The sequence below is a fragment of the Streptomyces sp. NPDC015532 genome, from assembly GCF_043078065.1.
In the GTDB taxonomy this organism is placed as follows: Bacteria; Actinomycetota; Actinomycetes; order Streptomycetales; family Streptomycetaceae; genus Streptomyces.
Genome location: NZ_JBIBSY010000005.1, coordinates 504,378 through 528,765 on the forward strand (window position 1 = coordinate 504,378; position 24,388 = coordinate 528,765).

The following is a 24,388-nucleotide window of genomic DNA, read 5'->3' on the forward strand; positions in this document are numbered from 1 at the left end:
GTGCGGGTGCGTCGTGGTGGCCGGTCCGGATTTCAGCCCCGGCCGGGGACGTATCAGCCCCGGCCGGGGAAAATTCAGCCCCTCCTGCGTTTGAGGAGCGGGGTCTGGGGCGGAGACCCAGGGGTGGGACGGGGCTGCTAGCCCTTGGACGCGGAGGTCTGGGCGTCGGACAGGGCGGCGGCGGGGGTCTTGGAGCCGGAGAGGGCGGCCTGGACGGCGGTCCACAACTGCTGCGAGATGGTGGGGTACTTGGTGCCCAGGCCGCCGCTCGTGCGGCCCCGCGCCGACGCCACCGCGTCCACCCACGGCCCGAGCTTCGCGTTCGCCTTGACCTGCTGGGCCTGGACCGCCGCGGTGGGCGCCACATAGGTCAGCGTCGTGTCGCTCGCCAGGAGGTTCTCGGCGCTGGTCAGACAGGTGACGATCTTCTTGGTGGTGTCGTAGCGGCCGGTGTCCTTCTGCACGGGAACGGTGACGAACTCCCCGCCGGTGGGGACCGGCGCCGAACCACCGTTCCGCGCGGGGATGCTGACGATTCCGTACGGGAATCCGGCCTTCTCGGCGTTGGCGAGCTGCCAGGTGCCGTTCTCGCCGAAGGCGTAGTCCCCGGTGGCGAACTCCTGCCAGCTGGTGGTCTGGGTGTTGTTCAGGACGTCCTTGGGGGCGTAGCCCTCGTCGACCCACTGTTTCCACAGGGTGAGGGCGGCCATGCCCTTGGCGGAGTCGAGCCGGGTGAGGTCCGCGCCGGCGCCCCAGAACCAGGGCAGGAACTGGAAGCTGCCCTCCTCGGTGTTGATCGCCGAGAAGGTGATGCCCTTCTTGCCCGCCGCCTTGATCTTCTTGAGGGCCGCCGTCAGGGACGCCCAGTCCTTGATGCCGGACGGGTCCACGTGGGCGGCGGAGAGGACGTCCTTGTTGTAGTAGAGGGCGAGGGTGTTGGCGCCGATGGGGACGCCGTAGGCAGCGTTGTCGAGCGTGCCCGCGCCGATGATGTTCTTCTGGATCGCGGACGTGTCGAGGCCGAGGTCGCTGGTCCTGGTGAGGATGCCCGCCTCGACGAGGGTGGAGACGACCGGGTTGTCGACCAGCATCACGTCGGGAGCGTTGCCCTGCTGGGCGGCGAGCAGCGCCTTGTTGCCCAGGTCCGTGGTGTCGTACGCGGTGCGCTTGATCTTGACCCCGGCCTCGGTGCCGCAGGCGGTGACGCGCTTGCCCCAGTCGGACGAGGCGTCGAACTGCGGGTACGGGTCCCAGAAGGTGTACGTCGAGGACGTACCGGACGAGGAGGAGCCGGAGCCGCCGCCGCACGCGGTGACGGTGGCGAGGGCACAGGCGGTGGCTATGGCTGCGGTCAGGGTGCGGCGGGTGCTTCTCACGGGGTGACCTCGTTGTCGGGAGACGGGCAGAGAGGTGTGCGGATCAGGACGTGGGCAGCCAGACGCGCATCGCGCCGTCCTCGCGGTTGGCCCAGGCGTAGTAGGGGATCGCGGTGAGTTCGACCGGGTCGCCGGCCGGGGCCGCCGTGTGACCGGCGGGGCGGTAGGGCCACCAGGAGCCGTCGTCGGGGAACTCGCGTCGGTGTCCGGCGGCCAGCACGGTGGTGACGCCGCCGAGCAGTTCGGGGCGCTGCTTGACGGCGAGCGGGCGGGCGGTGTCGAGGACGATGCCGTCCAGGCCGCCGCCGGGGTGGTCGGCCTGCTCCAGGCAGTACACGAGCGGGCCGCGTTCGATCGCCGCGCAGCCGCGTACGGCGTCCACGCGCGGGTCGGCGGCGGTGAGCCGGGCGTCCAGGGCGAGTTCGAGGATCACCCGGTCGCCCGGGGCCCAGGTCCGCTCCAGGCGCAGCCAGCCGTCCCGGACGGGCGCGTTCGTGCCGTCGTAGGTCCGTTCGCCGTCGTGGACGCGGAAGGAGCCGCACCACTGGGGGATACGCAGGGAGAGGGTCCAGGGGGCGTCGGGCGTCTGCTCGACGGTGAGGGCGATCGTGCCGTGCCACGGGTAGTCGGTCTCGGCGCGTACGACGACGGGGGCGCCGGCCTGCTCGGCGCGGTACTCGCCGGTGACGTACTGGTGGATCTGGAGACCGTCCGGGCCGGTGGACGCGAGGTAGTGCTCCAGGGAGGCCAGCAGCCGCATGACGTTGGGCGGGCAGCAGGCGCAGCGGAACCAGTGGGTGCGGCGGGCCGACTGGTCGCCGCCGGGGTCGGTGTGGCCGTCACGGACCTGGAGCGGGTTGACGTACAGCCAGCGCTCGCCGTCCAGGGAGACCCCGGCCAGGAAGCCGTTGTAGAGGGTGCGTTCGATCAGGTCGGCGTAGCGGGCCTCGCCGGTGAGCAGGGCCATGCGCCAGCTCCACTGGACGGAGGCGATGGCGGCGCAGGTCTCGCAGTAGGCACGCTCGTTGGGGAGTTCGTAGGGGTCGCCGAAGTCCTCCTCGTCGTGGTGGGCGCCGAGCCCGCCGGTGAGGTGGGTCTTGGTCGCCACCATGGCCTGCCACAACCGCTCGGTGGCCGCGCGGAGTTCGGTGTCGGCCTGTTCGGACGCCAGGTCGGCCGCCGCCGCCAGCAGGTACAACTGCCGTACGGCGTGGCCCTCGACGGTGGTCGCCTCGCGCAGCGGAACGCGGTCCTGGCAGTAGGCCTCGCCGCCGAGCAGTCCGTGGCCGTGGCGGTCGACGAAGTACGCGGCCAGGGCGAGGTAGCGGTTCTCGCCGGTCTCCCGGTAGAGCTCGACGAGCGCGGTCTCGATCTCGGGGTGGCCGTCGATGCCGTCCAGGGGTTTTCCGCTGTCCGGGACGCCGAACGCCGTGTCGATGTGGTCGGCGAAACGGCGGGCCACGTCGAGGAGTTCGGGGCGCCCGGTGGTGCGGTGGTGGGCCACGGCCGCCTGGATGAGGTGGCCCGCGCAGTACAGCTCGTGGCCCCAGCGCAGATCCTGGTAGCGCTCGCCGTTCCCGCGCAGCTGGAACCACGTGTTGAGGTAGCCGTCGGGCTGCTGGGCCGCGGCGACCAGGGCGATGATCCGGTCCACCTCGGCGGCGAGGGCGCCCGCGGGTTCCTCGGCCAGCCGCCAGGCGGCGGCCTCCAGCCACTTGTAGACGTCGGTGTCGAGGAACGGGTACACGCCCCGGAACACGCCCTCGGCCGTGCCCGCCGCCAGCCGCAGGTTGTGCAGGTTGCCCGCCGACTCCAGCAGGTCCGGGCCCTGGGGGATGGAGGTGCGCGCGTTGACCTCACGGCGGGTGTGCCAGAAGCCGCCGCCGATGGTGGCGGGCGCGGGGCGCAGCGCCCCACGGGCACCGGGAGTGGGGTGGACGGGTCCCGTGCCGGGGCGGGCGGCGGAGCGTGTGCGGGGCATGGTTCTCCGGTTCTCGTCGGAACGCGTTCGACGGGTCGTGACGTGTTCGAGGACGGGTACGGCAGGGCGCCCGGGTACGGGCAGGGTGCGGCCGGCTGCCCGACCACGGGCGGCGGGGTGCTCGGACAGGCGTGCGGCCGGCTGCTCGGGAACTCGTTTGAGCAACCGTTTTCCTGCCGGAAAGTAGAGGGGAGGCGGCGGAAGGGGTCAAGGGTCGCGGCGCAATATTTTCTCTGCTGCTCCGGCTCTGGCCCGGATACCTGGCCGCTGGCACGATGGGGTAGCCAATGTCGTCGACGAGGGCCCTTGCCGCTCTGGTCGACGCGAAGGAAAAGGATTGCCCGTGACCTCTGCCCCGCGCTCGTCCTTTGCCGGCCGGGCCAAGCTCGCCGACGTCGCCGCCCTCGCGGGGGTCAGTGTGGGCACGGCGTCGAAGGCGCTGAACGGCGGCGGGCGGATGCGGCCCGAGACCCGCCAGCGGGTTCTCGACGCCGTCGACTCGCTCGGCTTCCGGCCCAACCAGCACGCGCGGAACCTGCACACCGGCCGGAGCTGGACGGTCGGACTGATGACGACGGACGGCATCGGCCGCTTCTCCACCCCGGTGCTGCTCGGCGCCGAGGACGCGCTCGGCGCCGGGAAGATTTCCGTGCTGCTGTGCGACACCCGGGGCGACTCGATCCGTGAGCAGCACCATCTGCGCAATCTGATGGACCGCAGGGTGGACGGCATCATCGTCACGGGCCGCCGCACGGACCCGCGCCCGCCACTCACCGGCGTCGACCCGATCCCCATCGTCTACGCGCTCTCCCCGTCCACCGACCCGGCCGACACCTCCGTCGTCTCCGACGACCGGGGCGGCGCCCGGCTCGCGGTGGAACACCTGCTGGCGGCGGGCCGCACCCGGATCGCGCATGTCACCGGCCCGGAGCACCACGCCGCCGCCCGCGACCGCGCCCGGCACGCGGTCGAGCACCTCGGGCGTTCCTCGCTGCGACTGGCCACCGGACGCGTCCACTTCGGCGAGTGGAGCGAGGGGTGGGGACGCCGGGCCGCCGACGCGGTGCTGCGCACGGCCCAGGACACCGACGCCTTCTTCTGCGGCAACGACCAGATCGCCCGGGGTGTCGCCGACGCGCTCCGCGAGCGGGGTGTGGACGTTCCCGGCGACATCGCCGTCGTCGGCTACGACAACTGGGACACCATGGCGCTGGCCTGCCGGCCGCCGCTGACCACCATCGACATGGACCTCGCCGAGATCGGCCGGATCGCCGCGCTGCGCCTCCTGGAGGCCATCGACGCCGATGCCGGATCCGAGGCGGACGCCGACGCCGACGCCGAGGACGGCACGGAACCGGGGCACGGGGGCGTCCACACGGTTCCCTGCCGGCTTGTGGTGCGCGAGTCGAGCTGACGGGTCGGGCTTCCGGTCCGGTCCGCTCCTCGCGCCATCCCCTGAGCGAGCGCCCGTTCCACGAGCGGCGCGGCTGGGGTCTCAGCCAGCCTGAGCCAGGAATCCCCTCCCGTTCGGGGAGGGAGGATTCCATGGAGAGAGTGACGTCCGGGCCGCCTCCGTGAAAACGCCGTCGGCGGGGGGAACAGCCTGAAAGCGCACGTTCGGGTTCTTCTGCGTGCGTCTGCCGACGGACAAGGAGAGTGCGATGCGCGTGATGCTCAGGGCGACCATGGACACGGAGAAGGCCAACGAGCTGATCCGGAGCGGAAAGCTTCCGGAGCTGATGCGGGAGACGATGGAGCGGCTCAAGCCGGAGGCGACCTACTTCACGACCCACGAGGGCAGCCGCGCCTGTTACATGGTCTTCGACCTCCAGGACAGCAGCCGGATTCCGGCGTTCGCGGAGCCGTTCTTCATGGAGCTCGGCGCCCGGATCGATCTCTCCCCCGTCATGAACGCCGAGGATCTCCACAAGGGCCTGTCCGAGCTGGGCTGACGACCGGCAGCCGGGCACGTTCCGTCTCCGCCGGTGCGGGGCCACGCGGGCCCGTGGCCGGGCCCCGCACCGTGAGACGGCCGGATCAGCTGAAGACGATCATGGAGCCCTGGGCGAGACTCCGGGTCGCGGCGGCGTGCAGGCCCAGCCAGACGTGACGCTCACGGGCGAAGGGGCTGGAGTCGTAGGGGGCCGGAGCGGCAGGTTCCTCCAGCTCCGTCGGGGCGCTCGGGGGCTGCGGCGGCGTCGGCGGATTCGCCGGGTCGATGCCGATCGAGGGGGCCACGAACTCGAGTTCGCGCAGGAGGGCCTGGGACGAGCCCAGGGGCCCGCCGCCCGCGAGGAGTTCGTCGTTGGCCAGCGGGTGCGGGAACTCCACCGGAACGTAGGCGCCCGCGTGGTCGTAGTGCCAGACGAGATGGGACTGCTGGGCGTTCGTCTCGAACATCTCCAGCAACTGCTCGTAGTCGCCGCCGAGTTCATCGACCGGCGCCACCGCGAGCCCGCACATCTGGAGCAGGTAGGCGCGGCGCAGGAAGTGCAGCGCGTCGTAGTCGAATCCGGCGACCGGGGCCACGTCACCCGACAGGCCCGGCATGTACGCGTACACCGGAACCGGGGGAAGCCCGGCCTCGGCGAGCACCTTGTCGTAGAGCGCCAGTTCCTCGGCGAAGGGGTTGTCGGGGGTGTGGCACAGCACGTCGACGAGCGGGACCAACCACAGGTCACAGGCCAACAGACGGCTCCTCTTGCTCCTTGGGGTGCAGGGTGGTCAGGGCAGCGTAATGCGCGTGGCGGTCCTGTGAAGAGGCCGGTGCACAAGTAGGGCTCCCGGTGGCCGGGGTTGGCCGCTCCCGGGGCCGCTTCCCCATCCCCCCGATCGCCCGCGAGGGGTGTCCTCAGACACGGGAACGGGACGATCCGTGCCCGGACCGCGGCTCAGGGGGCGTCGAGGCGCTCGATGAGGGTGAGCGCGTGCTCGTTGTACGCCGTCACGATCGCCCGCGCCCCGTCGGCGTCGCGGCGCGCGAGGGCGTCCACCAGCTCGGTGTGGCCGGACCACAGGTGGCCCTTGAGGTCGGAGACGTGGCGCAGATGCTGGACCGTGCAGACCCAGGACTGGACCCGCATCCGGTGCAGGAAGTCGGCGAGATAGGCGTTGCCGAACAGGTTGCTGAGCTCGCGCCAGTAACGGAGGTCGTAGCCGATGAGGATCTTCAGGTCGCCGGCGGTGGCCGCGCGCTGGGCCTCCTCGCCGCGGCGCCGGACGGCCGCGAGGGCGGCGAGCGCGCGGGGGTCGTCGGCCTGGGGCATGCCGGTGGCCACGAGGTTCTGGAACATGCCCTCCGTGATCAGGCTGCGCGCCTCGATCATGCCGCGGTAGTCGGCGCCCGAGTACTCGTGCACGCGGAAGCCGCGGTGCTGGTCGGCGTCCAGAAGCCCCTGGGCCGACAGGTCGACCAGGGCCTCGCGGACCGGGGTGGCGGACACGCCGTACTGCTCGGCGATCTCCTTCACCGTGAACTCCTGGCCCGGCCGGAGGCGACCCCCGAGCACCTCGTCACGGAGCGCGTCGGCGATCTGCTGCCGCAGGGTGCTGCGTGTTACGGCGCCACTGCCGCCGGTGCGGGCCATGGTGGTGGTCTCACTCCCCGTCGCGTGGGTCGGTGCGCGTATCTACTCGCGTATCTCTACGAGCAGGACACCATACGCCGTGGGGGCCGGCGCACGGACTCCCCGGCACCCCCGAAGGGGCGCGGGGAACCGGCAGGCCGACCCCCACCGGGGTGGGAACCCCTACAGGCTCACACCGTGTGCTCGTCCGCCACGGACAGCGCCGCGTCCAGGGCCGCCAGACCCTCCTTGGCCTCGGCCTCGGTGATGTTGCACGGCGGTACGACGTGGGTGCGGTTCATGTTGATGAAGGGCCACAGACCGCGGGCCTTGGCCGCGGCGCCGAACGCCGCCATCGGCGCGTTCGCCTCGCCCGACGCGTTGTACGGGACCAGCGGCTCCCGGGTCTCCCGGTCCTTCACCAGCTCCAGCGCCCAGAAGACGCCCGTGCCGCGCACCTCGCCGACACTCGGGTGCCGCTCGGCCAGCTCGCGCAGCCCCGGGCCGAGGACGGTCTCGCCGATGGCGGCCGCCTGGCCGACGATCCCCTCCTCCTCCATGACGTTGATCGTCGCGACGGCGGCGGCGCAGGCCAGCGGGTGCCCGGAGTAGGTGAGCCCGCCCGGGTAGGGCCGCCTGGCGAAGGTCTCGGCGATCTCGGCGGAGATCGCCACGCCGCCCAGCGGCACGTAGCCGGAGTTCACGCCCTTGGCGAAGGTCATCAGGTCCGGCGTCACCTCGTAGTGGTCCGCGGCGAACCACCTGCCGGTGCGGCCGAACCCGGCCATGACCTCGTCCAGGACGAAGACGATCCCGTAGCGGTCGCAGATCTCCCGCACCCCGGCGAGGTAGCCGGCCGGCGGCGTCATGATCCCCGCGGTGCCCGGGATCGTCTCCAGGATGATGGCCGCTATGGTCCCCGGCCCCTCGAAGACGATCGTGTCCTCCAGGTGCTGGAGCGCGCGCTCGCCCTCCTGCCGCTCGCTGTCGGAGTGGAAGGGGCTGCGGTACAGGAAGGGCGCCCAGAAGTGGACGACACCGGCCGCGCCGCTGTCGTTCGGCCAGCGCCGGGGGTCACCGGTGAGGTTGATCGCGGTGGAGGTGGCACCGTGGTACGAGCGGTAGGCGGAGAGCACCTTCGGACGACCGGTGTGCAGCCGGGCCATCCGCGTGGCGTTCTCGACGGCCTCCGCGCCGCCGTTGGTGAAGAAGATCTTGTCCAGGTCGCCCGGGGTCCGCTCGGCGATCAGCCGGGCCGCCTCCGAACGCGCCTCGACGGCGAAGGCGGGCGCGAACGTGGACAGGGTCGCGGCCTGTTCCTGGATCGCGGCGACGACCTTCGGGTGCTGGTAGCCGATGTTGGTGAAGACGAGCCCGCTGGTGAAGTCCAGGTACCGCTTGCCTTCGTAGTCCCAGAAGTACGATCCCTCGGCGCCTGCGACGGCGAGCGGGTCGATGAGCTCCTGCGCGGACCAGGAGTGGAACACGTGCGCGCGGTCCGCGGCCTTCACGGCGGCGCCGGCCTGGGGGTTGGGCTGAGGGGTCATGCGGCGAAGCGTAAATGTCCGCCGACCGGGCGCGATATCGGCGTCCTGTCTGTGGTCGGGGGCTTTCCGCGACAGACTGTCGGGCTTGGCCGGGAGACCGCGCGGGGCGGTCCCCGGCGGGGGACGTCAAGGACAACGGTGGGACCCGTTACCAAAACGGCATCAGTCGTGACGGAACCGTAGACACCACCCCGCCCGGCTCCCGGTACGGCGCACTATCCTCGGTCTGTTGCACACATATGGGGGAGGGTGGGCACTGCCATGGAGAAGCTGGGGGCAGGGGATCCGCAGCAGATCGGGGCGTACCGACTGCTGGCGCGACTCGGTGCGGGAGGGATGGGCCACGTCTATCTCGCACGGTCCGACCGGGGACGTACCGTCGCCGTCAAACTCGTCCGGCCGGAACTCGCCGAGCAGGAGGAGTTCCGGGCCCGCTTCCGCCAGGAGGTGCAGGCCGCCCGCCGGGTCGGCGGGCTGTGGACCGCGCCCGTCCTGGACGCGGACACCGAGGCCCCGATCCCGTGGGTGGCCACCGGCTACGTCGCGGGGCCCTCGCTCCAGGCCGTCGTCGGACGCGACCACGGCGCGCTGCCCGAGCGTTCCGTGCGCATCCTCGCCGCGGGCCTCGCGCACGCGCTGAAGGACATCCACGCCGCGGGCCTCATCCACCGTGACCTCAAGCCCTCGAACGTCCTCGTCACCATCGACGGCCCCCGGGTCATCGACTTCGGCATCGCGCGCGCCCTGGAGACGCTGACCGAGGGCGGCCTCACCCACACCGGGGCGCTCGTCGGCTCACCCGGGTTCATGGCCCCCGAGCAGGTGCGCGGCGACCGTGTCACACCCGCGTGCGACATCTTCTGCCTCGGCTCGGTCCTGTCGTACGCGGCCACCGGCGCCCTTCCGTTCGGCGCGGCCAACAGCGGTGTGCACGCCATGATGTTCCGCATCGCGCAGGAGGAGGCCGACCTCACGGGGGTGCCCGAGGGGCTCGCCGACGTCGTGCGGGACTGTCTGCGCAAGGACCCCGGCGCCCGGCCCGGGCTCGACGAGATCCTGGAGCGCACGGGCGCGGAGGAGACCGTCGCGGAGGGACGCACCCTCGACCCCTGGCTGCCCGGCTCGCTGGTGGCCCAGCTCGGGCGGCACGCCGTACGGCTGCTCGACACGGAGAACCCGGACCAGGGACCGGCGCAGCCCGGTGCTCCGGCGCCCGGTTCCACTCCCGCCCTGCCCCCCGCGCCCGGTTTCGCTCCCGCGCTCCCGCCCGGGCCCGGTTCCGCTCCCGCCCTCCCGCCGGCACCCGTCGCCGCCCCCGACTTCTCCAAGCCGCCGACCGGTTCGCCCGCCTCCTCCTCGGCCTCCGCCGCCTCCTCGACGCCCTCGGCCTCCTCCTCGGCGCCCGCCGCGTCCAGCGAGGCCTCCCCGGAGCACGCGCCCGCCGAGGGCGGCGCCCCGCCGCTTCCGGGGCAGCCCGGCCCCGTGAACCACCTCCCGACCATGATCGCGGGCTCGGGCACGACACCTCCCCCGGCGGCGCCGGCCGGCCCGCACCCCGCGTACGGCTATCCGCAGCAGCACCCGCACGCCCCCGGCCAGGGTCCGGCCCACCCCGCGTACGGCTACCCGCAGGCCGGCTGGGGCGCGGCCCAGCCGGCCTACGGCTCGACGCCTCCCTACGGTCCGGGTGTGGCCGCCCATCCGTACGGTCCCGGCGGCGCGACCCCGCCCTACGGCGCGACCCCTCCGTACGGTCCCGGCGTCGCCCCCCTCGGCCCGGAGCCCCAGCACCGCAGCGGCCGGTCCACGGCCCTGCTCGTGGTCGTGGCCCTGGTCGTCGCGCTCGGCGCGGGCGGCAGCGTGTTCGCGCTGCTGAACGGCCGCGGCGGCGGAGGCGGCCAGGACGACCCGAAGGCGTCCACCCCGGCCTCCGGCGCGACGACACCGGGGCAGAGCGCGTCGCAGCCGCCGGGCACCACCTCCGATACGCCCAGCGAGCAGACGACACAGGCGGGCACCGTCCCGCAGGCGTTCCTCGGCACCTGGGACGCGGTCATCGACAACGAGAGCGGACACCACACCCGCCGGATGACCATCCAGCAGGGCGAGGTCGGGGACACGGTGCTGACGGTCACGGCGGACGGCGGCAACTACCACTGTGTCTTCCAGGCCACGCTCGCCTCGGCCCCGGGAGCCGGCGGGCCGCTGGAGATCGGCCCCTCCCAGGTCACCGTCGGGGCACCGCCGTCCTGCAAGCCGGGCGACGCCTCGGAGATCACTCTCCTGACGGACGGCCGGCTGCGCCGGGCGAAGACCGGCTCGGCGGCCGAGGCCGAGCTGACCTACACGAAGAGCGGCTGAGCCCGGAACCGCGCAGGGGTGCCGCGGGCCTAGCCCGGGACCCCGGCGCGGCTCCGGCCGCCGTACCGTCCACGCCCGCCGACGTTCACTTCCCGTGCGTGGGCCGTTTCCGGCCGGAGCCGTACGGCGGCAACGTGCGCCGGTCGGGCCGAGGATCCGCGGAGCCGGCTGACGCCGTGGCGCCCTGCCTATCGGGGCTCGGGCGGGCGCTGGCGGGGCATGTTCGGGCGGGTGCCCGGGGGCAGCGGGGTGCGCCCGTTCAGCGACGGTCCCTCGGGCCGGGGCGCTCCCGCCGACGAGGACTGGATCCCCAGGGGCGCCGGTGCCGTGCGGAACTCCACCATCCAGTCCGCCGTCTCGGTGCGCACCAGTTCCGTGATGTCCTCCGAGAACCTCCGCAGCACCCCGATGCACCGGTCGGCCGCCTCGCTGGCCGTTCCGTCGGCGGGCCCGAGGACCTCCCGGACGCTCTCGGAGGCCCAGTCGAACTGAAGTGCCTGGAGCCGTCGCTGCACGGCCTGGGCGGTGGCCACATCCCTTATCCACCCGGAGGTCACACCGAAGAACCGGTCGACGGCGACGCAGGAGACCGCGAGCAGCAGCGCCAGATATCCCCACGGAGCCGCCCCCCGCACCGGTCCGGTGAGGTCGAGCAGCGGCAGCGCGGCCCCGGCGACGGCCCCCAGCGTCGCGCCGGACCGCAGCACCCGCGCCGTCCATCGCTTCCACACGCGGTCGGAGAGATACCAGGCGGCCGTGTCGAGCGCCCCCTGCTCCACCCAGCGGTAGAGCTCGTGGAGCCGCTCGGCGGGCTCCCCCCAGTCGCCGAGCGGAAACGGCCGACCGGTCAGGTCGCCCGGCCGCAGCCCCGCCGCGCCCTCGCTCCGCCCGTCCTGGAGCGGCCCCTCCGGCTGCATCTCCGGCTGACTCACCCGGCACTCCTAGTTGACGACGGCGATGGGGACGACGGTGACGACCGTGACGGCACCGACAGCGCGTGACGTCGTGTGACGCGTGGTGCGAATGCGCCGGCCCCCTTCCTACCGCTCAATGGGTGGCGATGGACCGGGTTTACCGGCTTTTCCGCCCGGAAGTGGGCCTTGATCAGGTATAGGCGCTGCTGTGATGTCACTCGAAAGAGTGCTTGGGCGACGGGCCCGTCGACCACGTAGGCTCATGCTGGACAGGAGAAAACGCTCGGACAGCCGTACTCGAAACCAGGAGCTGATCGTGATTCCCGGTGGTGGCCAGCCCAATATGCAGCAGTTGCTGCAGCAGGCCCAGAAGATGCAGCAGGACCTGGCGAACGCGCAGGAGGAGCTGGCGCGGACCGAGGTCGGGGGCCAGGCGGGCGGCGGCCTGGTGAAGGCGACCGTGACGGGCTCCGGAGAGCTCCGCGCCCTGGTCATCGACCCGAAGGCGGTCGACCCCGAGGACACCGAGACACTCGCCGACCTGATCGTCGCGGCCGTCCAGGCGGCGAACGAGAACGCGCAGGCGCTCCAGCAGCAGACGCTCGGCCCGCTCACCCAGGGGCTCGGCGGCGGCAGCGGTATCCCCGGTCTGCCTTTCTAAGACCGGCGGCATCCAACTACCGTACGCATCAGGAAGAAACAGCAGGAAGAGCAGTAGGAAGAACAGCGGGACGGGACCAGGCGGTACCGGAGCACTCGGAAAGGCAGTCCGTTGTACGAAGGCGTTGTTCAGGACCTCATCGACGAACTGGGGCGGCTCCCCGGCGTCGGTCCCAAGAGCGCGCAGCGGATCGCCTTCCACATCCTGCAGGCCGAGCCGACGGACGTCCGCCGGCTCGCGCAGTGCCTGATGGAGGTCAAGGCGAAGGTCCGCTTCTGCGCGACCTGCGGCAACGTGGCGCAGGAGGAGCTGTGCAACATCTGCCGCGACCCGCGCCGCGACCTCACGGTGATCTGTGTCGTGGAGGAACCGAAGGACGTCGTCGCGGTCGAGCGGACACGCGAGTTCCGGGGCAAGTACCACGTGCTCGGCGGCGCGATCAGCCCGATCGAGGGCGTCGGCCCGGACGACCTGCGCATCAGGGAACTCCTGGCCCGCCTGGCCGACGGCGCGGTCACCGAGCTCATCCTGGCCACGGACCCGAACCTGGAGGGCGAGGCCACGGCCACGTATCTCGCCCGCATGATCAAGCCCATGGGCCTCAAGGTCACCCGCCTGGCCAGCGGCCTCCCGGTGGGTGGCGACCTGGAATACGCGGACGAGGTCACACTCGGCCGCGCCTTCGAGGGGAGACGACTTCTAGATGTCTGACGCCACGCTGCACGCGACCAGCCCGGACCCCGACGACTTCGTCGTTCAGATCGCGGACCAGGTGGAGAGCTTCCTGGTCGCCGTCAACGAGGTGGCCAAGGGCGACGAGCCGGACTCGGCCGTGCCCTTCCTTCTGCTGGAGGTCTCCCAGCTCCTCCTGGCCGGCGGCCGCCTCGGCGCCCACGAGGACATCGTTCCCGACGAGCGCTACGAGCCGGACCTCGGCCCCGAGGGGGACGTGGACGATCTCCGCGAGCGTCTCGCCGTAATGCTGGAGCCGATCGACGTCTACTCCGAGGTCTTCGACCCCTACGAGCCCCGCAAGGCCCCGGTCCCGGCCCGTATCTCCGACGACCTCGCCGATGTCATGACCGACCTGCGCCACGGCATGGCCCACTACCGCGCGGGCCGCACCACGGAAGCCCTGTGGTGGTGGCAGTTCTCCTACTTCTCCAACTGGGGCTCCACCGCCTCCGCGACGCTGCGCGCCCTGCAGTCCGTGGTGGCCCACGTCCGGCTGAACCAGCCCCTGGAGGAGCTCGACGGCCTCGACACCGATCAGGAGATCGGCGAGGAGGCGCTCGCGGAAGAGGCCGGCAAGGTGATGGCGGAGGAGATCGCGGGACCGCTCGGCCTGCGCACGGTCAAGTAACCGACCGCCGGCGAGGGCCCGCTGTGCCGACCGCGTTCCGGCGAGGGCCCGCCGTGCCGACGGCGCTCCGGTGCGGGTCCGCCGGCCGCCGGCGAGGTCGCCGCTGTGCCGACGGCCGCATCCCGTCCGTCCGTGGTGTGAGCTGGGGCACGTTCGGAGTGGCGGGGCTCCGGCACGGGCAGGTGCCGTCTCGGAGCGGCCGGACCTCCCTTACCGACCTGACAGCCCGGAGTGATCACGTCGTGAGCGGGACATCTCACGATGCGGTACCCGGGAAGGGAAATCCGGCCGCTCGTTAGACTGAGCCGACCGCGGTATTGCGGTGCAGAGACGGACTGAGCGAGGAGCGCACGTGGGCCTTGTCGTGCAGAAGTACGGAGGTTCCTCCGTAGCCGATGCCGAGGGCATCAAGCGCGTCGCCAAGCGGATCGTGGAAGCGAAGAAGAACGGCCACCAGGTGGTCGTGGTCGTTTCCGCGATGGGCGACACGACGGACGAGCTGATCGATCTCGCCGAGCAGGTATCTCCGATGCCCAGCGGCCGGGAGTTCGACATGCTGCTGACCGCCGGAGAGCGGATCTCCATGGCCCTGCTGGCGATGGCGATCAAGAACCTGGGCCACAGCGCCCAGAGCTTCACCGGCAGCCAGGCAGGCGTCATCACCGACTCGGTCCACAACAAAGCCCGGATCATCGACGTCACCCCGGGCCGGATCCGTACGGCGCTCGACGAGGGCAACATCGCCATCGTCGCCGGCTTCCAGGGCGTCTCGCAGGACAAGAAGGACATCACCACGCTGGGCCGCGGCGGGTCCGACACCACGGCCGTCGCGCTGGCCGCGGCGCTCGAGGCCGAGGTGTGCGAGATCTACACCGACGTGGACGGCGTGTTCACCGCAGACCCGCGCGTGGTGAAGAAGGCGAAGAAGATCGACTGGATCGCCTTCGAGGACATGCTGGAGCTCGCCGCCTCCGGCTCCAAGGTGCTGCTCCACCGCTGTGTGGAATACGCCCGCCGCTACGACATCCCGATCCATGTGCGCTCGTCCTTCAGCGGACTTCAGGGCACCTGGGTCAGCAGCGCACCGCTCGTTCACAAGACACAGCAGCAAGGGGACCAGAAGGTGGAGCAGGCTCTCATCTCCGGTGTCGCTCACGACACCTCCGAGGCCAAGGTCACGGTCGTCGGTGTCCCGGACAAGCCGGGCGAGGCCGCCGCGATCTTCCGCGCCATCGCCAACGCCGAGATCAACATCGACATGATCGTGCAGAACGTGTCGGCGGCCACGACGGGCCTGACGGACATCTCCTTCACCCTCCCGAAGACCGAGGGCCGCAAGGCCATCGACGCCCTGGAGAAGGCGAAGAGCGTGATCGGCTTCGAGTCGCTGCGCTACGACGACCAGATCGGCAAGATCTCGCTCGTCGGCGCCGGCATGAAGACGAACCCGGGTGTGACGGCCGGCTTCTTCGAGGCGCTCACCGACGCCGGGGTCAACATCGAGCTGATCTCCACCTCCGAGATCCGTATCTCCGTGGTCACCCGCGCCGACGACGTCAACGAGGCCGTACGCGCCGTGCACAGCGCCTTCGGACTCGACTCCGACAGCGACGAGGCCGTCGTCTACGGAGGCACCGGGCGATGACCCGACGACCGACGCTCGCGGTCGTGGGAGCGACCGGGGCCGTCGGCACGGTCATGCTCCAGATCCTGTCCCAGCACGCGGACATCTGGGGTGAGATCCGACTGATCGCCTCGCAGCGCTCGGCCGGCCGCAAGCTGGCCGTGCGCGGTGTGGAGGTCGAGGTGACGGCCCTGTCGGAGGACGCCTTCGACGGGGTCGACATCGCCATGTTCGACGTCCCGGACGAGGTGGCCGCCCAGTGGGCGCCGATCGCCGTGGCCAAGGGCGCGGTCGTCGTCGACAACTCCGGCGCCTTCCGGATGGACCCGGAAGTGCCCCTCGTCGTCCCCGAGGTGAACCCGCACGCCGCGCGCGTGCGCCCGCGCGGGATCGTCTCCAACCCGAACTGCACGACGCTGTCCATGATCGTGGCGCTGGGCGCCCTGCACGCCGAGTTCGGGCTGCGCGAACTCGTCGTCTCCTCGTACCAGGCGGTCAGCGGCGCGGGCCGGGCGGGCGTCGACACCCTGCGCCGGCAGATGTCCCTCGTCGCCGGTACGGAACTGGGGACCAGCCCCGGTGACGTACGCAGGGCGGTGGGCGACGCCACCGGTCCGTTCCCGGAGCCGGTCGCCCTGAACGTGGTGCCGTGGGCCGGGTCGCTCGCCGAGGACGGCTGGTCCTCGGAGGAGATGAAGGTACGCGACGAGACCCGCAAGATCCTCGGGCTGCCCCGGCTGAAAGTCGCCGTGACCTGCGTCCGCGTTCCCGTCGTCACCACGCACTCCCTGACGGTGCACGCCCGCTTCCAGGACGAGGTGACCGTCGGCAAGGCCCGGGAGATCCTGGACACCGCGCCCGGCGTCGTGCTCTTCGACAACCCGGCCGCCGGCGAATTCCCCACGCCCGCGGACGTGGTGGGCACCGACCCGACCTGGGTGGGCCGGGTCCGCCGGGCACTGGACGACCCGACGGCCCTCGAACTCTTCGTGTGCGGGGACAACCTGCGCAAGGGCGCCGCCCTGAACACCGCTCAGATCGCCGAGCTGGTGGCGGCCGAGATCAGCAGGGCCTCGTAGACCGCCGGAACCTGGTGGACCGTCAGGGCCTCGTGGATCATCAGGAGCCGTGGATCCGGTCATCAGGACCCCGTGGGTCCGGTTCTCCGCCGGGGGGCCGGCTCCGCAGGTTCTGCGCTCGCGGCGCCCTCCGGCCGTAATTCCGGTGCCCCGCGGAGGGTACGTTTGTAGGATCCCTGTCGGTTCAGTGATCAACTTAATGGTCCAGAACCCTTGAATGAACCCGTGTCGGCGTCCGAAGATTTTGCTGCCGCCCCGGCGCAACCGCGCGTGGGGCCGTGAGCGTCTTCGCCGTCGCCATTCAGGGGCGTCCGGGGGGCGGCAGAGCATTGGGCACAGGGGAAGAGCTGTTACACATGAGGGCATCTGGTGCACTGCCGCGCGCGCGGGTCCGTGTGACGGCGGGGGGTCCGGGGGGTATTCCGAAGGGCGGGGCTCCGGCCGATGTGGCACACGGCACGAATGCGATGACGTTCGCGTACAACCCTCACGGGGGGACGTGTGTCCAACTGGCGTGGCAGAGGTACTCGAATTCACCGCGGTCCAGACGAGGGGCATCGCCCTGCGTCCACCCCGCCGACCCCGCGGTCCGGGCGCTCCCGGCGGCATGCCGGTGATCGCGCCCATGCCCTCAGCGCGGCCCGCCCGCATCCCGAACCAGCGTGACGGCGCCGAAGACCTGGTGGCGGGCACGACCGTCGACCATCTGACCGAGACCTACCGGGCGCACTACCGGTCGCTCCTCGGTCTCGCGGCGCTCCTCCTCGACGACACGGCCTCCTGCGAGGACGTCGTCCAGGAGGCCTTCATCCGGGTGCACTCGGCGCGCAAGCGTGTCCGGGACCCGGAGAAGACGCTCGCCTATCTGCGTCAGACCGTCGTCAACCTGTCGCGTTCGGCCCTGCGCCGGCGCATCCTCGGCCTCAAGCTCCTCTCGAAGCCGATGCCCGACATGGCGAGCGCCGAGGAAGGCGCGTACGACCAGTTGGAGCGCGACGCCCTGATCAAGGCGATGAAGGGCCTCCAGCGGCGCCAGCGCGAGGTCCTGGTGCTGCGTTACTTCGCGGACATGACCGAGGCCCAGGTCGCCGAGACGCTCGGTGTCTCCCTGGGTTCGGTGAAGGCGTACGGCTCGCGGGGCATCGCCGCGCTCCGCGTCGCCATGGGGGCTTCGGCATGAGCGAGCACGACGATCGGCGGCGCCCCGAGGACGAGGGGCGCCCGGACCACGAGCACAAGCAATCGCACGCTGGGAACGGAAATGTGAACCACGGCCCCGACGAACAGCCCGGAACACCGGACATGGACGGACTGGGATCCGAAGGACTCGGCAGCGACGAACTGGCACTGCGCCGGCTGCTGCACCAGGCCGTTCAGGAGATCGAACCCACCGACGGCACGCTGGACCATCTGCGCCGGGCGGTACCGGCACGGCGCGCCCGCAAGCGTCAGGCCGTGGTCGGCATGGCGGCGGCGGCACTCTTCATGGGCACGGCGATCCCGGCGTTCGTCCACGTCTCCAACTCCTCGGGGTCCAACCCCGACCCGTCCATCGCGGCCAACAGCTCACAGGCCCAGGGCGGTGCGAGCCAGGGCAAGGGCTCGGGCGGCGGTTCCGGAAAGGACTCGGGCGGCTCGTCCGGCACGTCCGCGGGTGGCGGCGACAGCGGCAAGACGGAGTCACCGGGCGGCAAGGACAAGGACGCGGGCGGCGCCGGAGCGGGCGGCATCGATCCCTCGGCCTCCGCCTCGGCCGCCCTCACGTGCACCGCGGACCAGCTCGGTGGTGCTTCCGGCACGGCCGGGGCGCCGGACTCCACCGGCGCGGTCTACGGCTCCTTCACCGTCTCGAACGTCTCCGCCTCCGCCTGCACGGTCACCGGCGCCGGCACGGTCAGCGCGCTCCCCCAGGGCGCGGCGGACGGCGCGAACGTCGGTGTGGCGACGCATGTGGGGGGCGACGCGGCCGGAGGGCTGCCCGACCCCTCCACGGAGGTCACCTCCCTGGTGCTCCAGCCGGGTGCCTCGTACGTGGTGAAGTTCGCCTGGGTGCCCTCGTCGACGTGCCCGACCGCGCCGGAGCCCACACCGACCCCGACCCCGACGCAGGGCACCGGCGAGACCGGCGGCACGACCACCGACTCCGCGGTGGCCGGCACCTCACCCCAGCTTCTCGTCGAGGACGGCACGCTGGACGGCAGCGTCGTCGTCTCCAGCACGGCGGCGACAGGTGGCGCGACGTCATCGGTCACCGTGGCCAACGCCTGCGCGGGCACGGTGTACCGCACGGGGATCCTGGCATCGTCCTGACGGACAGCTGACGAGCACGGCATCGGGCGGCGGCGCGTGGGCGACGCCGCCCTGTCAGGCCGTCGTGGACGGCCCGACCGCGGTGACGCCGGTCTCCTCGGACCCGTTCTCCGGGCCGGCCGGAGTTTCGGGGGTGGCCGGGTTCTCCTGGGCATCGGGGAGCAGTCCCAGTTCGGCGTCGCGGACGAACTCGACCTCGCGGCGCAGCAGCCGGAACCACATGAAGACGACGAAGCCCGCGAAGACGAACCACTCGCCGGTGTAGCCGAGGTTCTGGAACGCCTTGAGGTCGAGGCCGGAGTTCGCCGGCGCGGACGGAGGCACCGCCTTCATTCCGGCGTCGGCCTTGTCGAGCGTGATCCAGGCTTCGTACGGGGTGTACGGCACGAGGTTGACCAGCGACGAGGCGCTGATCGCGGCCGTCTGCCCCGGGGGAAGCCCGCCGACAGCGCTGACACCGTTCGAACCGGGACTCTCGGAGGCCTGGAGGGCGCCCGTGACCGTGACCTCGCCGGTCGGCGCGGCCGGGGCCTTCGCCGCGTCCGCCGTACCGGGCAGCCAGCCCCGGACGACGGGAAGCGCCTTGCCGCCGTCGACCCGCAGCATCGTCAGGACGTAGAACCCGCTCCTGCCGTCCAGTTCCCGGCCCGGCACCAGCAACTGCTTGTCGTACCGGCCCGTCGCGGTGGTCTGCCTGCCGGAGGTCTGCATGGTCACGGGCAGCATCGAGGCCAGTGGCCGTGCCGGGTCCGTTCTGGCGGCCGAGGCCGCCGCGTCCGCCGTCCGGTGGTCCTGCACCCGGTCCTCGAACCGCCCCAACTGCCACGACCCCATGAAGACGCAGAAGGGGATGGCCAACAGCACGAAGACGTTGATCCCCCACCAGCGGGGCGTCAGCAGGAACCGGTACACGCCGTCCACGGTACGGGGCGGCCGAGCCGGACTCGCCCGTGGGGCCCGCTCAGTACCGCTCGGCCAGATGGTCCCGGCCCGCCGGGGGCTCGTACGGCTCGGGCCAGAAATCGGTCACCGTGGCGATACGGCCGGACGCGTCCACCGTGAAGAACGTGATCGCGTGCATCTCCTCCAGGCCCACCGTGACGTGGGTCCAGGTGACGGCCTGACCGGGTTCGGCTATGACGCGCTCGATCCGGACGTGCCAGTCGCCCGGGTACGCGCGGTTGAACTCGACGTACCGCTCCCGGCCGCTGACGCGCTCCCGTGTCTGCGGCAGGGTGTAGACGACGTCCTCGGCGAGCAGTTCCGCGAACGCTTCCCATTCCCGGGCGTCCGCGGCGGCCCAGTAGCTCTCGACGGCCTTGCGTGGATCGGTCATGCGGAAAAGTCTGCACCCCGCCACTGACAACGCCCCCGACAGCGCCCCTGACCTGCGCACACGGCCCTGCGGAACGACCGCCCCCGACCTCGTTCGCGGGGCGCGGGGTGGCTTCGCATGCCGTTCGGCGGACAGTGGCGTACGCGGGGGCCGCGAGGTTTTCCACAGGCTGGGGACCTCCCCGGCGCGAGGCGGGCCGGGCCAGGCACTATGGGGCCATGACTGAGAGCACCAGGTCCACCGAGCCGCAGCAGGCAGACATGCCCGACTGGGAGAAGCGCTTCCGGGCACCGCGGGTGTCGCTGCCGGACTGGGCGGAGGACGCCCCGCACCGCTCCCTGTTCGTCTCGAACGCGACGGGGACGTACGAGCTGTACGCATGGGACCGCGCGACAGGCGAGCAGCGCCAGGTCACCCACCGGGCGAACGGCACGACGGACGGGGTGCTCGCGCCCGACGGCGAGTGGATCTGGTGGTTCGACGACAAGGACGGCGACGAGTTCGGCATCTGGCGCCGCCGCCCGTTCGGCGCCGCCCTGGTCGTGGGCGCTGCCGACGAGCCGGCGATTCCCGGCCTCGACCCCTCTTACCCGGCGGGCCTGGCCCTTGCCCGCGACGGGCGTACGGCCGTCGTGGGCCGCTCGACGGACGACGACGGATCGACCATCCATGTGGCCCGCTCCGGTGAGGCCACGGTGGAGATCTACCGGCACCGGGAGTCGGCCGGGGTCGGCGACCTCTCGCACGACGGCTCGCTGATCGCCGTCGAGCACACCGAGCACGGCGACGCGATGCACTCGGCGCTCAGGGTGCTGCGCCCGGACGGTTCGGCGGTCGCCGAGCTCGACGACACCGAGGGCGGCACGGTCGAGCTGGGCCTGGAGGTGCTGGGCTTCGCCCCCGTGGACGGGGACAGCCGGCTGCTCATCGGGCACCAGAGGCGCGGCCGCTGGGAGCCCCTGGTGTGGGACGTGGCCACCGGCGAACAGACCGACCTGGGCCTCGACCTGCCCGGTGACGTGGCGGCGGAGTGGTATCCGGACGGCTCCGCCCTGCTCATCGCCCACAGCTTCGAGGCGCGCAGCGACCTGTGGCGCTACGACCTCGCCTCCGGTGAGCTGACCCGCGTCCCGACCCCGCCCGGCACGGTGTCAGGGGCGACGGCCCGCCCGGACGGCACGGTGGAGTACCTGTGGTCGTCGGCGGCCGAGCCCTCGGCCGTCCGTTCGACGACCGGCGAGGTCGTCCTGGACCCGCCCGGCCAGAAGTCCCCGGGCTCCGTCCCCGTGGAGGACGTCTGGGTCGAGGGCCCCGGCGGCCGCATCCACGCCCTGATCCAGAAGCCGGCCGGGACCACCGGCCCGCTGCCCACCGTCTTCGAGATCCACGGCGGCCCGACCTGGCACGACAGCGACTCGTTCGCGGCGGGCCCGGCGGCCTGGGTCGACCACGGCTACGCGGTCGTCCGGGTCAACTACCGCGGCTCCACCGGCTACGGCCGCGCGTGGACCGACGCGCTCAAGCATCGCGTCGGTCTCATCGAGCTGGAGGACATCGCGGCGGTCCGTGCCTGGGCGGTCGCCTCCGGCCTGGCCGACCCCGACCGGCTGATCCTCACCGGCGGTTCCTGGGGCGGCTACCTCACCCTCCTCGGCGTGGGCACGCAGCCCGACGCCTGGGCCCTCGGCATCGCCGCCGTCCCGGTCGCCGACTACGTCACGGCGTACGAGGACGAGATGGAGGCGCTGAAGGCGATGGACCGCACGCTCCTCGGCGGCACCCCGGAAGAGGTGCCCGAACGCTTCGAGGCGTCCTCCCCGCTGACCTACGTCGACGCGGTCAAGGTCCCCGTGTACATCTCGGCCGGTGTCAACGACCCCCGCTGCCCCATCCGCCAGATCGACAACTACGTCACCCGCCTCGCCGGCCGCGAAGCCGTCCACGAGGTCTACCGCTACGACGCGGGCCACGGCTCCCTGGTCGTCGACGAACGCATCAAGCAGGTCCGCCTGGAACTCGACTTCGCGGAACGACACCTGGGCAGGTGACACCGAAGTGCTCACCGGGGGTCCCGGGGCTCCACCAGAGACTTGGTGCGGTGCCCCGGGACCGGGTTGGTGCGGGTTGTCCTGGGCCGGGGATGGTGCCGGCTGTTCCGGGACCGGGACGGGGGCCGTGTGGCCGCCCCAGCCCTGCCCCGCCCCCGCTCTAGCCCAAGCCCTGACCCCGCCCCAGGCCCCCGGCCCGTCTATGCCTCTGCGCGCTGCCGGGGCCGTCGGCCCAGCAGTTCCGCCAGTCCCCGCCGGGTCGCGGCGAGGACCACGCGGTCCTCGGGCCGCAGGACATAGGTGGAGGGCAGGTCCCACACCAGCCGGGGACCGCGCGCCCCGGACGCCGGGTCCGCCCGGCGCTCCTCGGGAGTCGCCGTGTCCAGCGCGAGCACGCGCCAGGCCCCCGCCCGGAACGCCTCACCCACCGTGCGCCCCTCCAGCTGCGGATGCCCGCCCACGTCCACCGCGGCGAACAGCAGGACCCGCCGCTCGACGGGAATCGACCCGAGGATCTGTCTCCCCAGCATCGCCCCCGCGAACGCGGGCGCGGCCAGATGGGACACGCTGCGGCTCCGGGTGAGCGCGCCGGGATGCGCGGCCCGGAGGGTGCGGTAGACCGCGGTCGCGAAGTCGTCGTCGTACAGCCGCAGGACGACCCGCAGATCGGGCTTCAGCGTGCGGGCGGAGAGCACGGCCTCCAGGTTCATGGTGTCCGCGCTGGTCAGCGCGAGCAGCGCGTGCGCACGGTGGATCTTGGCGGCCTCCAGCACCCCTTCCTGCGTGACGTCCCCCAGCACCACGGGCACGCGCAGGCTCCGTGCCAGCGCGAGCCCCCGGGCCTCCGGGTCGGCCTCCACGCACACCACGGGGATACGCAGTTCACGCAGCCGCGCCAGCACCCGCGTGCCGATCTTGCCTACCCCGAGCAGCACCACATGTCCGGACAGCCCGCGGGGCGGCTTCCGCAGAGCGGTCCCGCTGCGGAAGGTGCCGAGCGCCTCCAGCACGGCGGCGAGCAGCACCGGAAGGAGCAGCAACCCGACCAGCCCCGAGCAGAGTTGGAGGATCTGCCGCCCGATCGGCCGCCCGATTGCCGGGTCGTTGATGGCGAAGAGATCGAGCAGGGTCAGATACGTGGCCTGGAGCGGATGCTCCCCGGTGACCAGCATCGAGGCCACGGCGAGCCCGACCACACACGCGACGAGCCCCACGAACGACCAGCGCAGCCGCCGCGACAGCAGCGAGCCGAACCACGGCACGACCCCTCGTCCGGCGTTCAGTTCGGGACCGGAGTACGACACGTTCTCCAGGACGACGGTGCCGCGCCCGGTGGCGGCGGCCACCGCCCTTTCGTCGGGCAGGAGTTGGGGCCCCTGCGCACCACTGCTCTCGGAACCGTCGGCGCCGGCGGGGTCGTTGGTCGTGGCGGAGAGCAACGCCAGTGTGCACAGCCCCGGATCGGTGACCTCGCCCGGACCGGGCGGCGGCCGCTCCACCGCGCGCAGCATCAGCCCGTCGGTCTGGACGACCTTGCTGGTGCCGGCCACGGCGGTCGCGGCGAGAGCGGGCGCGGCCGTGTCGGCGTCGGACAGCACGGTGGTGGAGGCGTCGTAGGCGTCGGTGTCCCCGCCCGCCGGGGAGGCGCCCGCCCCCGGGGTGCCCCCGGCGGCCAGGGCCGAGGCCTGGTCGAGGAGGGCCTCGATGTGCTGTCCGAGACGCCGGTTGTAGAGCCGCAGAACCAGCCGGATCCGCGGGTTGAGCCGCCGGGCGGTGAGGGCGGCACGGATGTTGGTCTCGTCGTCGTCGTAGACGAGGGCGAGCGCGGTGGCCCGCTCGACACCGGCGTGGGCTAGCGCCACCTCGGTGAGCTCGGCGGCCTCCACGACCCGCTCGGATCCGGGCGTCTCGTCGTCCGCGCCGGTCCCTCCCGCGTTGCCGTTGCCGTTCCCGGAGGTCCGGTTGACCGCCGCGGACACCCGGTCGAGCAGGGCGGTGCCCCGCGGCCGCCCGACGACCGGCGGTCGCACCCCGCCCTGCGCGGGCGGCACCACGAGGGTCACCCGCTCGCCGTACACCCCACGCAACTCGGCGGCCAGTCGCTGGGCCAGGGCGTCGTCCCCGGCCACCACCATGTGCTCGGCGGCGTCGCTCGACGCGTTCTGAGACGGAAGATTCCCCACGAAGGAGAAGACTGCCGCACGGATACGGGTGGTTCCAGT

General features: G+C 72.1%; 20 protein-coding genes. 11 read left to right on the forward strand and 9 right to left on the reverse strand.

The genetic code is table 11. The features are described 5' to 3' along the window. Window positions 1–137: 137 nt before the first annotated feature. Together ACF07B_RS19830 and ACF07B_RS19835 are read right to left on the reverse strand one after the other, a co-directional pair. Window positions 138–1,376 carry an extracellular solute-binding protein gene (locus tag ACF07B_RS19830; protein WP_392179823.1) on the reverse strand — a complete coding sequence of 413 codons (1,239 nt, stop codon included), beginning with the start codon at window positions 1,374–1,376 and terminating at the stop codon, window positions 138–140. Between the two features lie 43 nt (window positions 1,377–1,419). Continuing rightward, window positions 1,420–3,357, reverse strand: coding sequence for a glycoside hydrolase family 127 protein (locus tag ACF07B_RS19835; RefSeq protein ID WP_392179824.1), 1,938 nt, complete (start codon window positions 3,355–3,357; stop codon window positions 1,420–1,422). A 343-nt stretch (window positions 3,358–3,700) separates the two neighbouring features. Here ACF07B_RS19835 and ACF07B_RS19840 point away from each other — a divergent pair, with 343 nt between their 5' ends. Together ACF07B_RS19840 and ACF07B_RS19845 are read left to right on the forward strand one after the other, a co-directional pair. Continuing rightward, on the forward strand, window positions 3,701–4,771 hold the full coding sequence (locus ACF07B_RS19840) for a LacI family DNA-binding transcriptional regulator (RefSeq protein WP_392179825.1): 1,071 nt from the start codon (window positions 3,701–3,703) through the stop codon (window positions 4,769–4,771). A 247-nt stretch (window positions 4,772–5,018) separates the two neighbouring features. Continuing rightward, window positions 5,019–5,309: a DUF3303 family protein gene (locus tag ACF07B_RS19845; RefSeq protein WP_392179826.1), complete on the forward strand. Its 291-nt coding sequence runs from the start codon at window positions 5,019–5,021 to the stop codon at window positions 5,307–5,309. 85 nt (window positions 5,310–5,394) lie between these two features. Here ACF07B_RS19845 and ACF07B_RS19850 read toward each other — a convergent pair whose 3' ends face one another. The 3 genes from ACF07B_RS19850 to ACF07B_RS19860 form a co-directional block, all read right to left on the reverse strand. Beyond that, the gene (locus ACF07B_RS19850) at window positions 5,395–6,045 is read right to left on the reverse strand and encodes a hypothetical protein (protein WP_362395543.1); all 651 of its coding nucleotides are present in this window, start codon (window positions 6,043–6,045) and stop codon (window positions 5,395–5,397) included. 203 nt (window positions 6,046–6,248) lie between these two features. Next, window positions 6,249–6,944 (reverse strand): GntR family transcriptional regulator, encoded by a 696-nt coding sequence (locus ACF07B_RS19855; RefSeq protein WP_362395546.1) that lies wholly within the window; start codon window positions 6,942–6,944, stop codon window positions 6,249–6,251. A 170-nt stretch (window positions 6,945–7,114) separates the two neighbouring features. Next, window positions 7,115–8,470 (reverse strand): aspartate aminotransferase family protein, encoded by a 1,356-nt coding sequence (locus ACF07B_RS19860; RefSeq protein ID WP_369481032.1) that lies wholly within the window; start codon window positions 8,468–8,470, stop codon window positions 7,115–7,117. 261 nt (window positions 8,471–8,731) lie between these two features. On the opposite strand from ACF07B_RS19860, the gene ACF07B_RS19865 reads away from it, so the two are divergent. Next, complete coding sequence (locus tag ACF07B_RS19865) at window positions 8,732–10,831, forward strand: protein kinase (protein WP_392179827.1); 2,100 nt, start codon at window positions 8,732–8,734, stop codon at window positions 10,829–10,831. A 188-nt stretch (window positions 10,832–11,019) separates the two neighbouring features. Here ACF07B_RS19865 and ACF07B_RS19870 read toward each other — a convergent pair whose 3' ends face one another. After that, window positions 11,020–11,763, reverse strand: coding sequence for an SLATT domain-containing protein (locus ACF07B_RS19870; protein ID WP_392179828.1), 744 nt, complete (start codon window positions 11,761–11,763; stop codon window positions 11,020–11,022). A gap of 298 nt (window positions 11,764–12,061) precedes the next feature. Here ACF07B_RS19870 and ACF07B_RS19875 point away from each other — a divergent pair, with 298 nt between their 5' ends. The 7 genes from ACF07B_RS19875 to ACF07B_RS19905 all read left to right on the forward strand — a co-directional run bounded on the left by ACF07B_RS19875 (window position 12,062) and on the right by ACF07B_RS19905 (window position 18,782). Then, complete coding sequence (locus tag ACF07B_RS19875) at window positions 12,062–12,406, forward strand: YbaB/EbfC family nucleoid-associated protein (RefSeq protein WP_326786519.1); 345 nt, start codon at window positions 12,062–12,064, stop codon at window positions 12,404–12,406. A gap of 111 nt (window positions 12,407–12,517) precedes the next feature. Next, the gene (gene recR, locus ACF07B_RS19880) at window positions 12,518–13,117 is read left to right on the forward strand and encodes a recombination mediator RecR (protein ID WP_362395560.1); all 600 of its coding nucleotides are present in this window, start codon (window positions 12,518–12,520) and stop codon (window positions 13,115–13,117) included. Continuing rightward, window positions 13,110–13,769 (forward strand): DUF5063 domain-containing protein, encoded by a 660-nt coding sequence (locus ACF07B_RS19885; RefSeq protein WP_369481029.1) that lies wholly within the window; start codon window positions 13,110–13,112, stop codon window positions 13,767–13,769. Before recR ends, ACF07B_RS19885 begins: the two co-directional genes overlap by 8 nt. Window positions 13,770–14,121: 352 nt before the next feature. Beyond that, a complete protein-coding gene (locus tag ACF07B_RS19890) occupies window positions 14,122–15,414 on the forward strand; it encodes an aspartate kinase (protein ID WP_392179829.1) in 1,293 nt (430 codons plus the stop codon). Continuing rightward, a complete protein-coding gene (locus tag ACF07B_RS19895) occupies window positions 15,411–16,472 on the forward strand; it encodes an aspartate-semialdehyde dehydrogenase (protein ID WP_369481028.1) in 1,062 nt (353 codons plus the stop codon). The genes ACF07B_RS19890 and ACF07B_RS19895 overlap by 4 nt, the downstream gene beginning before the upstream one ends. A 514-nt stretch (window positions 16,473–16,986) precedes the next feature. After that, window positions 16,987–17,652 (forward strand): SigE family RNA polymerase sigma factor, encoded by a 666-nt coding sequence (locus ACF07B_RS19900; protein ID WP_369481027.1) that lies wholly within the window; start codon window positions 16,987–16,989, stop codon window positions 17,650–17,652. Continuing rightward, entirely contained in the window at window positions 17,649–18,782 is a 1,134-nt protein-coding gene (locus ACF07B_RS19905; protein ID WP_392179830.1) for a hypothetical protein, read from the forward strand. Before ACF07B_RS19900 ends, ACF07B_RS19905 begins: the two co-directional genes overlap by 4 nt. A 54-nt stretch (window positions 18,783–18,836) precedes the next feature. On the opposite strand, the gene ACF07B_RS19910 is transcribed toward ACF07B_RS19905, so the two are convergent. Both ACF07B_RS19910 and ACF07B_RS19915 read right to left on the reverse strand, forming a co-directional pair. Beyond that, window positions 18,837–19,694, reverse strand: a complete 858-nt coding sequence (locus tag ACF07B_RS19910) for an SURF1 family protein (RefSeq protein ID WP_392179831.1) — start codon at window positions 19,692–19,694, stop codon at window positions 18,837–18,839. Between the two features lie 49 nt (window positions 19,695–19,743). Further along, window positions 19,744–20,118 carry a nuclear transport factor 2 family protein gene (locus ACF07B_RS19915; protein ID WP_392179832.1) on the reverse strand — a complete coding sequence of 125 codons (375 nt, stop codon included), beginning with the start codon at window positions 20,116–20,118 and terminating at the stop codon, window positions 19,744–19,746. A gap of 218 nt (window positions 20,119–20,336) precedes the next feature. Between ACF07B_RS19915 and ACF07B_RS19920 the strand changes: the two genes are divergently transcribed. Continuing rightward, on the forward strand, window positions 20,337–22,166 hold the full coding sequence (locus ACF07B_RS19920; protein ID WP_392179833.1) for a S9 family peptidase: 1,830 nt from the start codon (window positions 20,337–20,339) through the stop codon (window positions 22,164–22,166). Window positions 22,167–22,366: 200 nt separating this feature from the next. On the opposite strand, the gene ACF07B_RS19925 is transcribed toward ACF07B_RS19920, so the two are convergent. Further along, window positions 22,367–24,301 (reverse strand): NAD-binding protein, encoded by a 1,935-nt coding sequence (locus ACF07B_RS19925; RefSeq protein ID WP_392179889.1) that lies wholly within the window; start codon window positions 24,299–24,301, stop codon window positions 22,367–22,369. Window positions 24,302–24,388 lie beyond the last annotated feature (87 nt).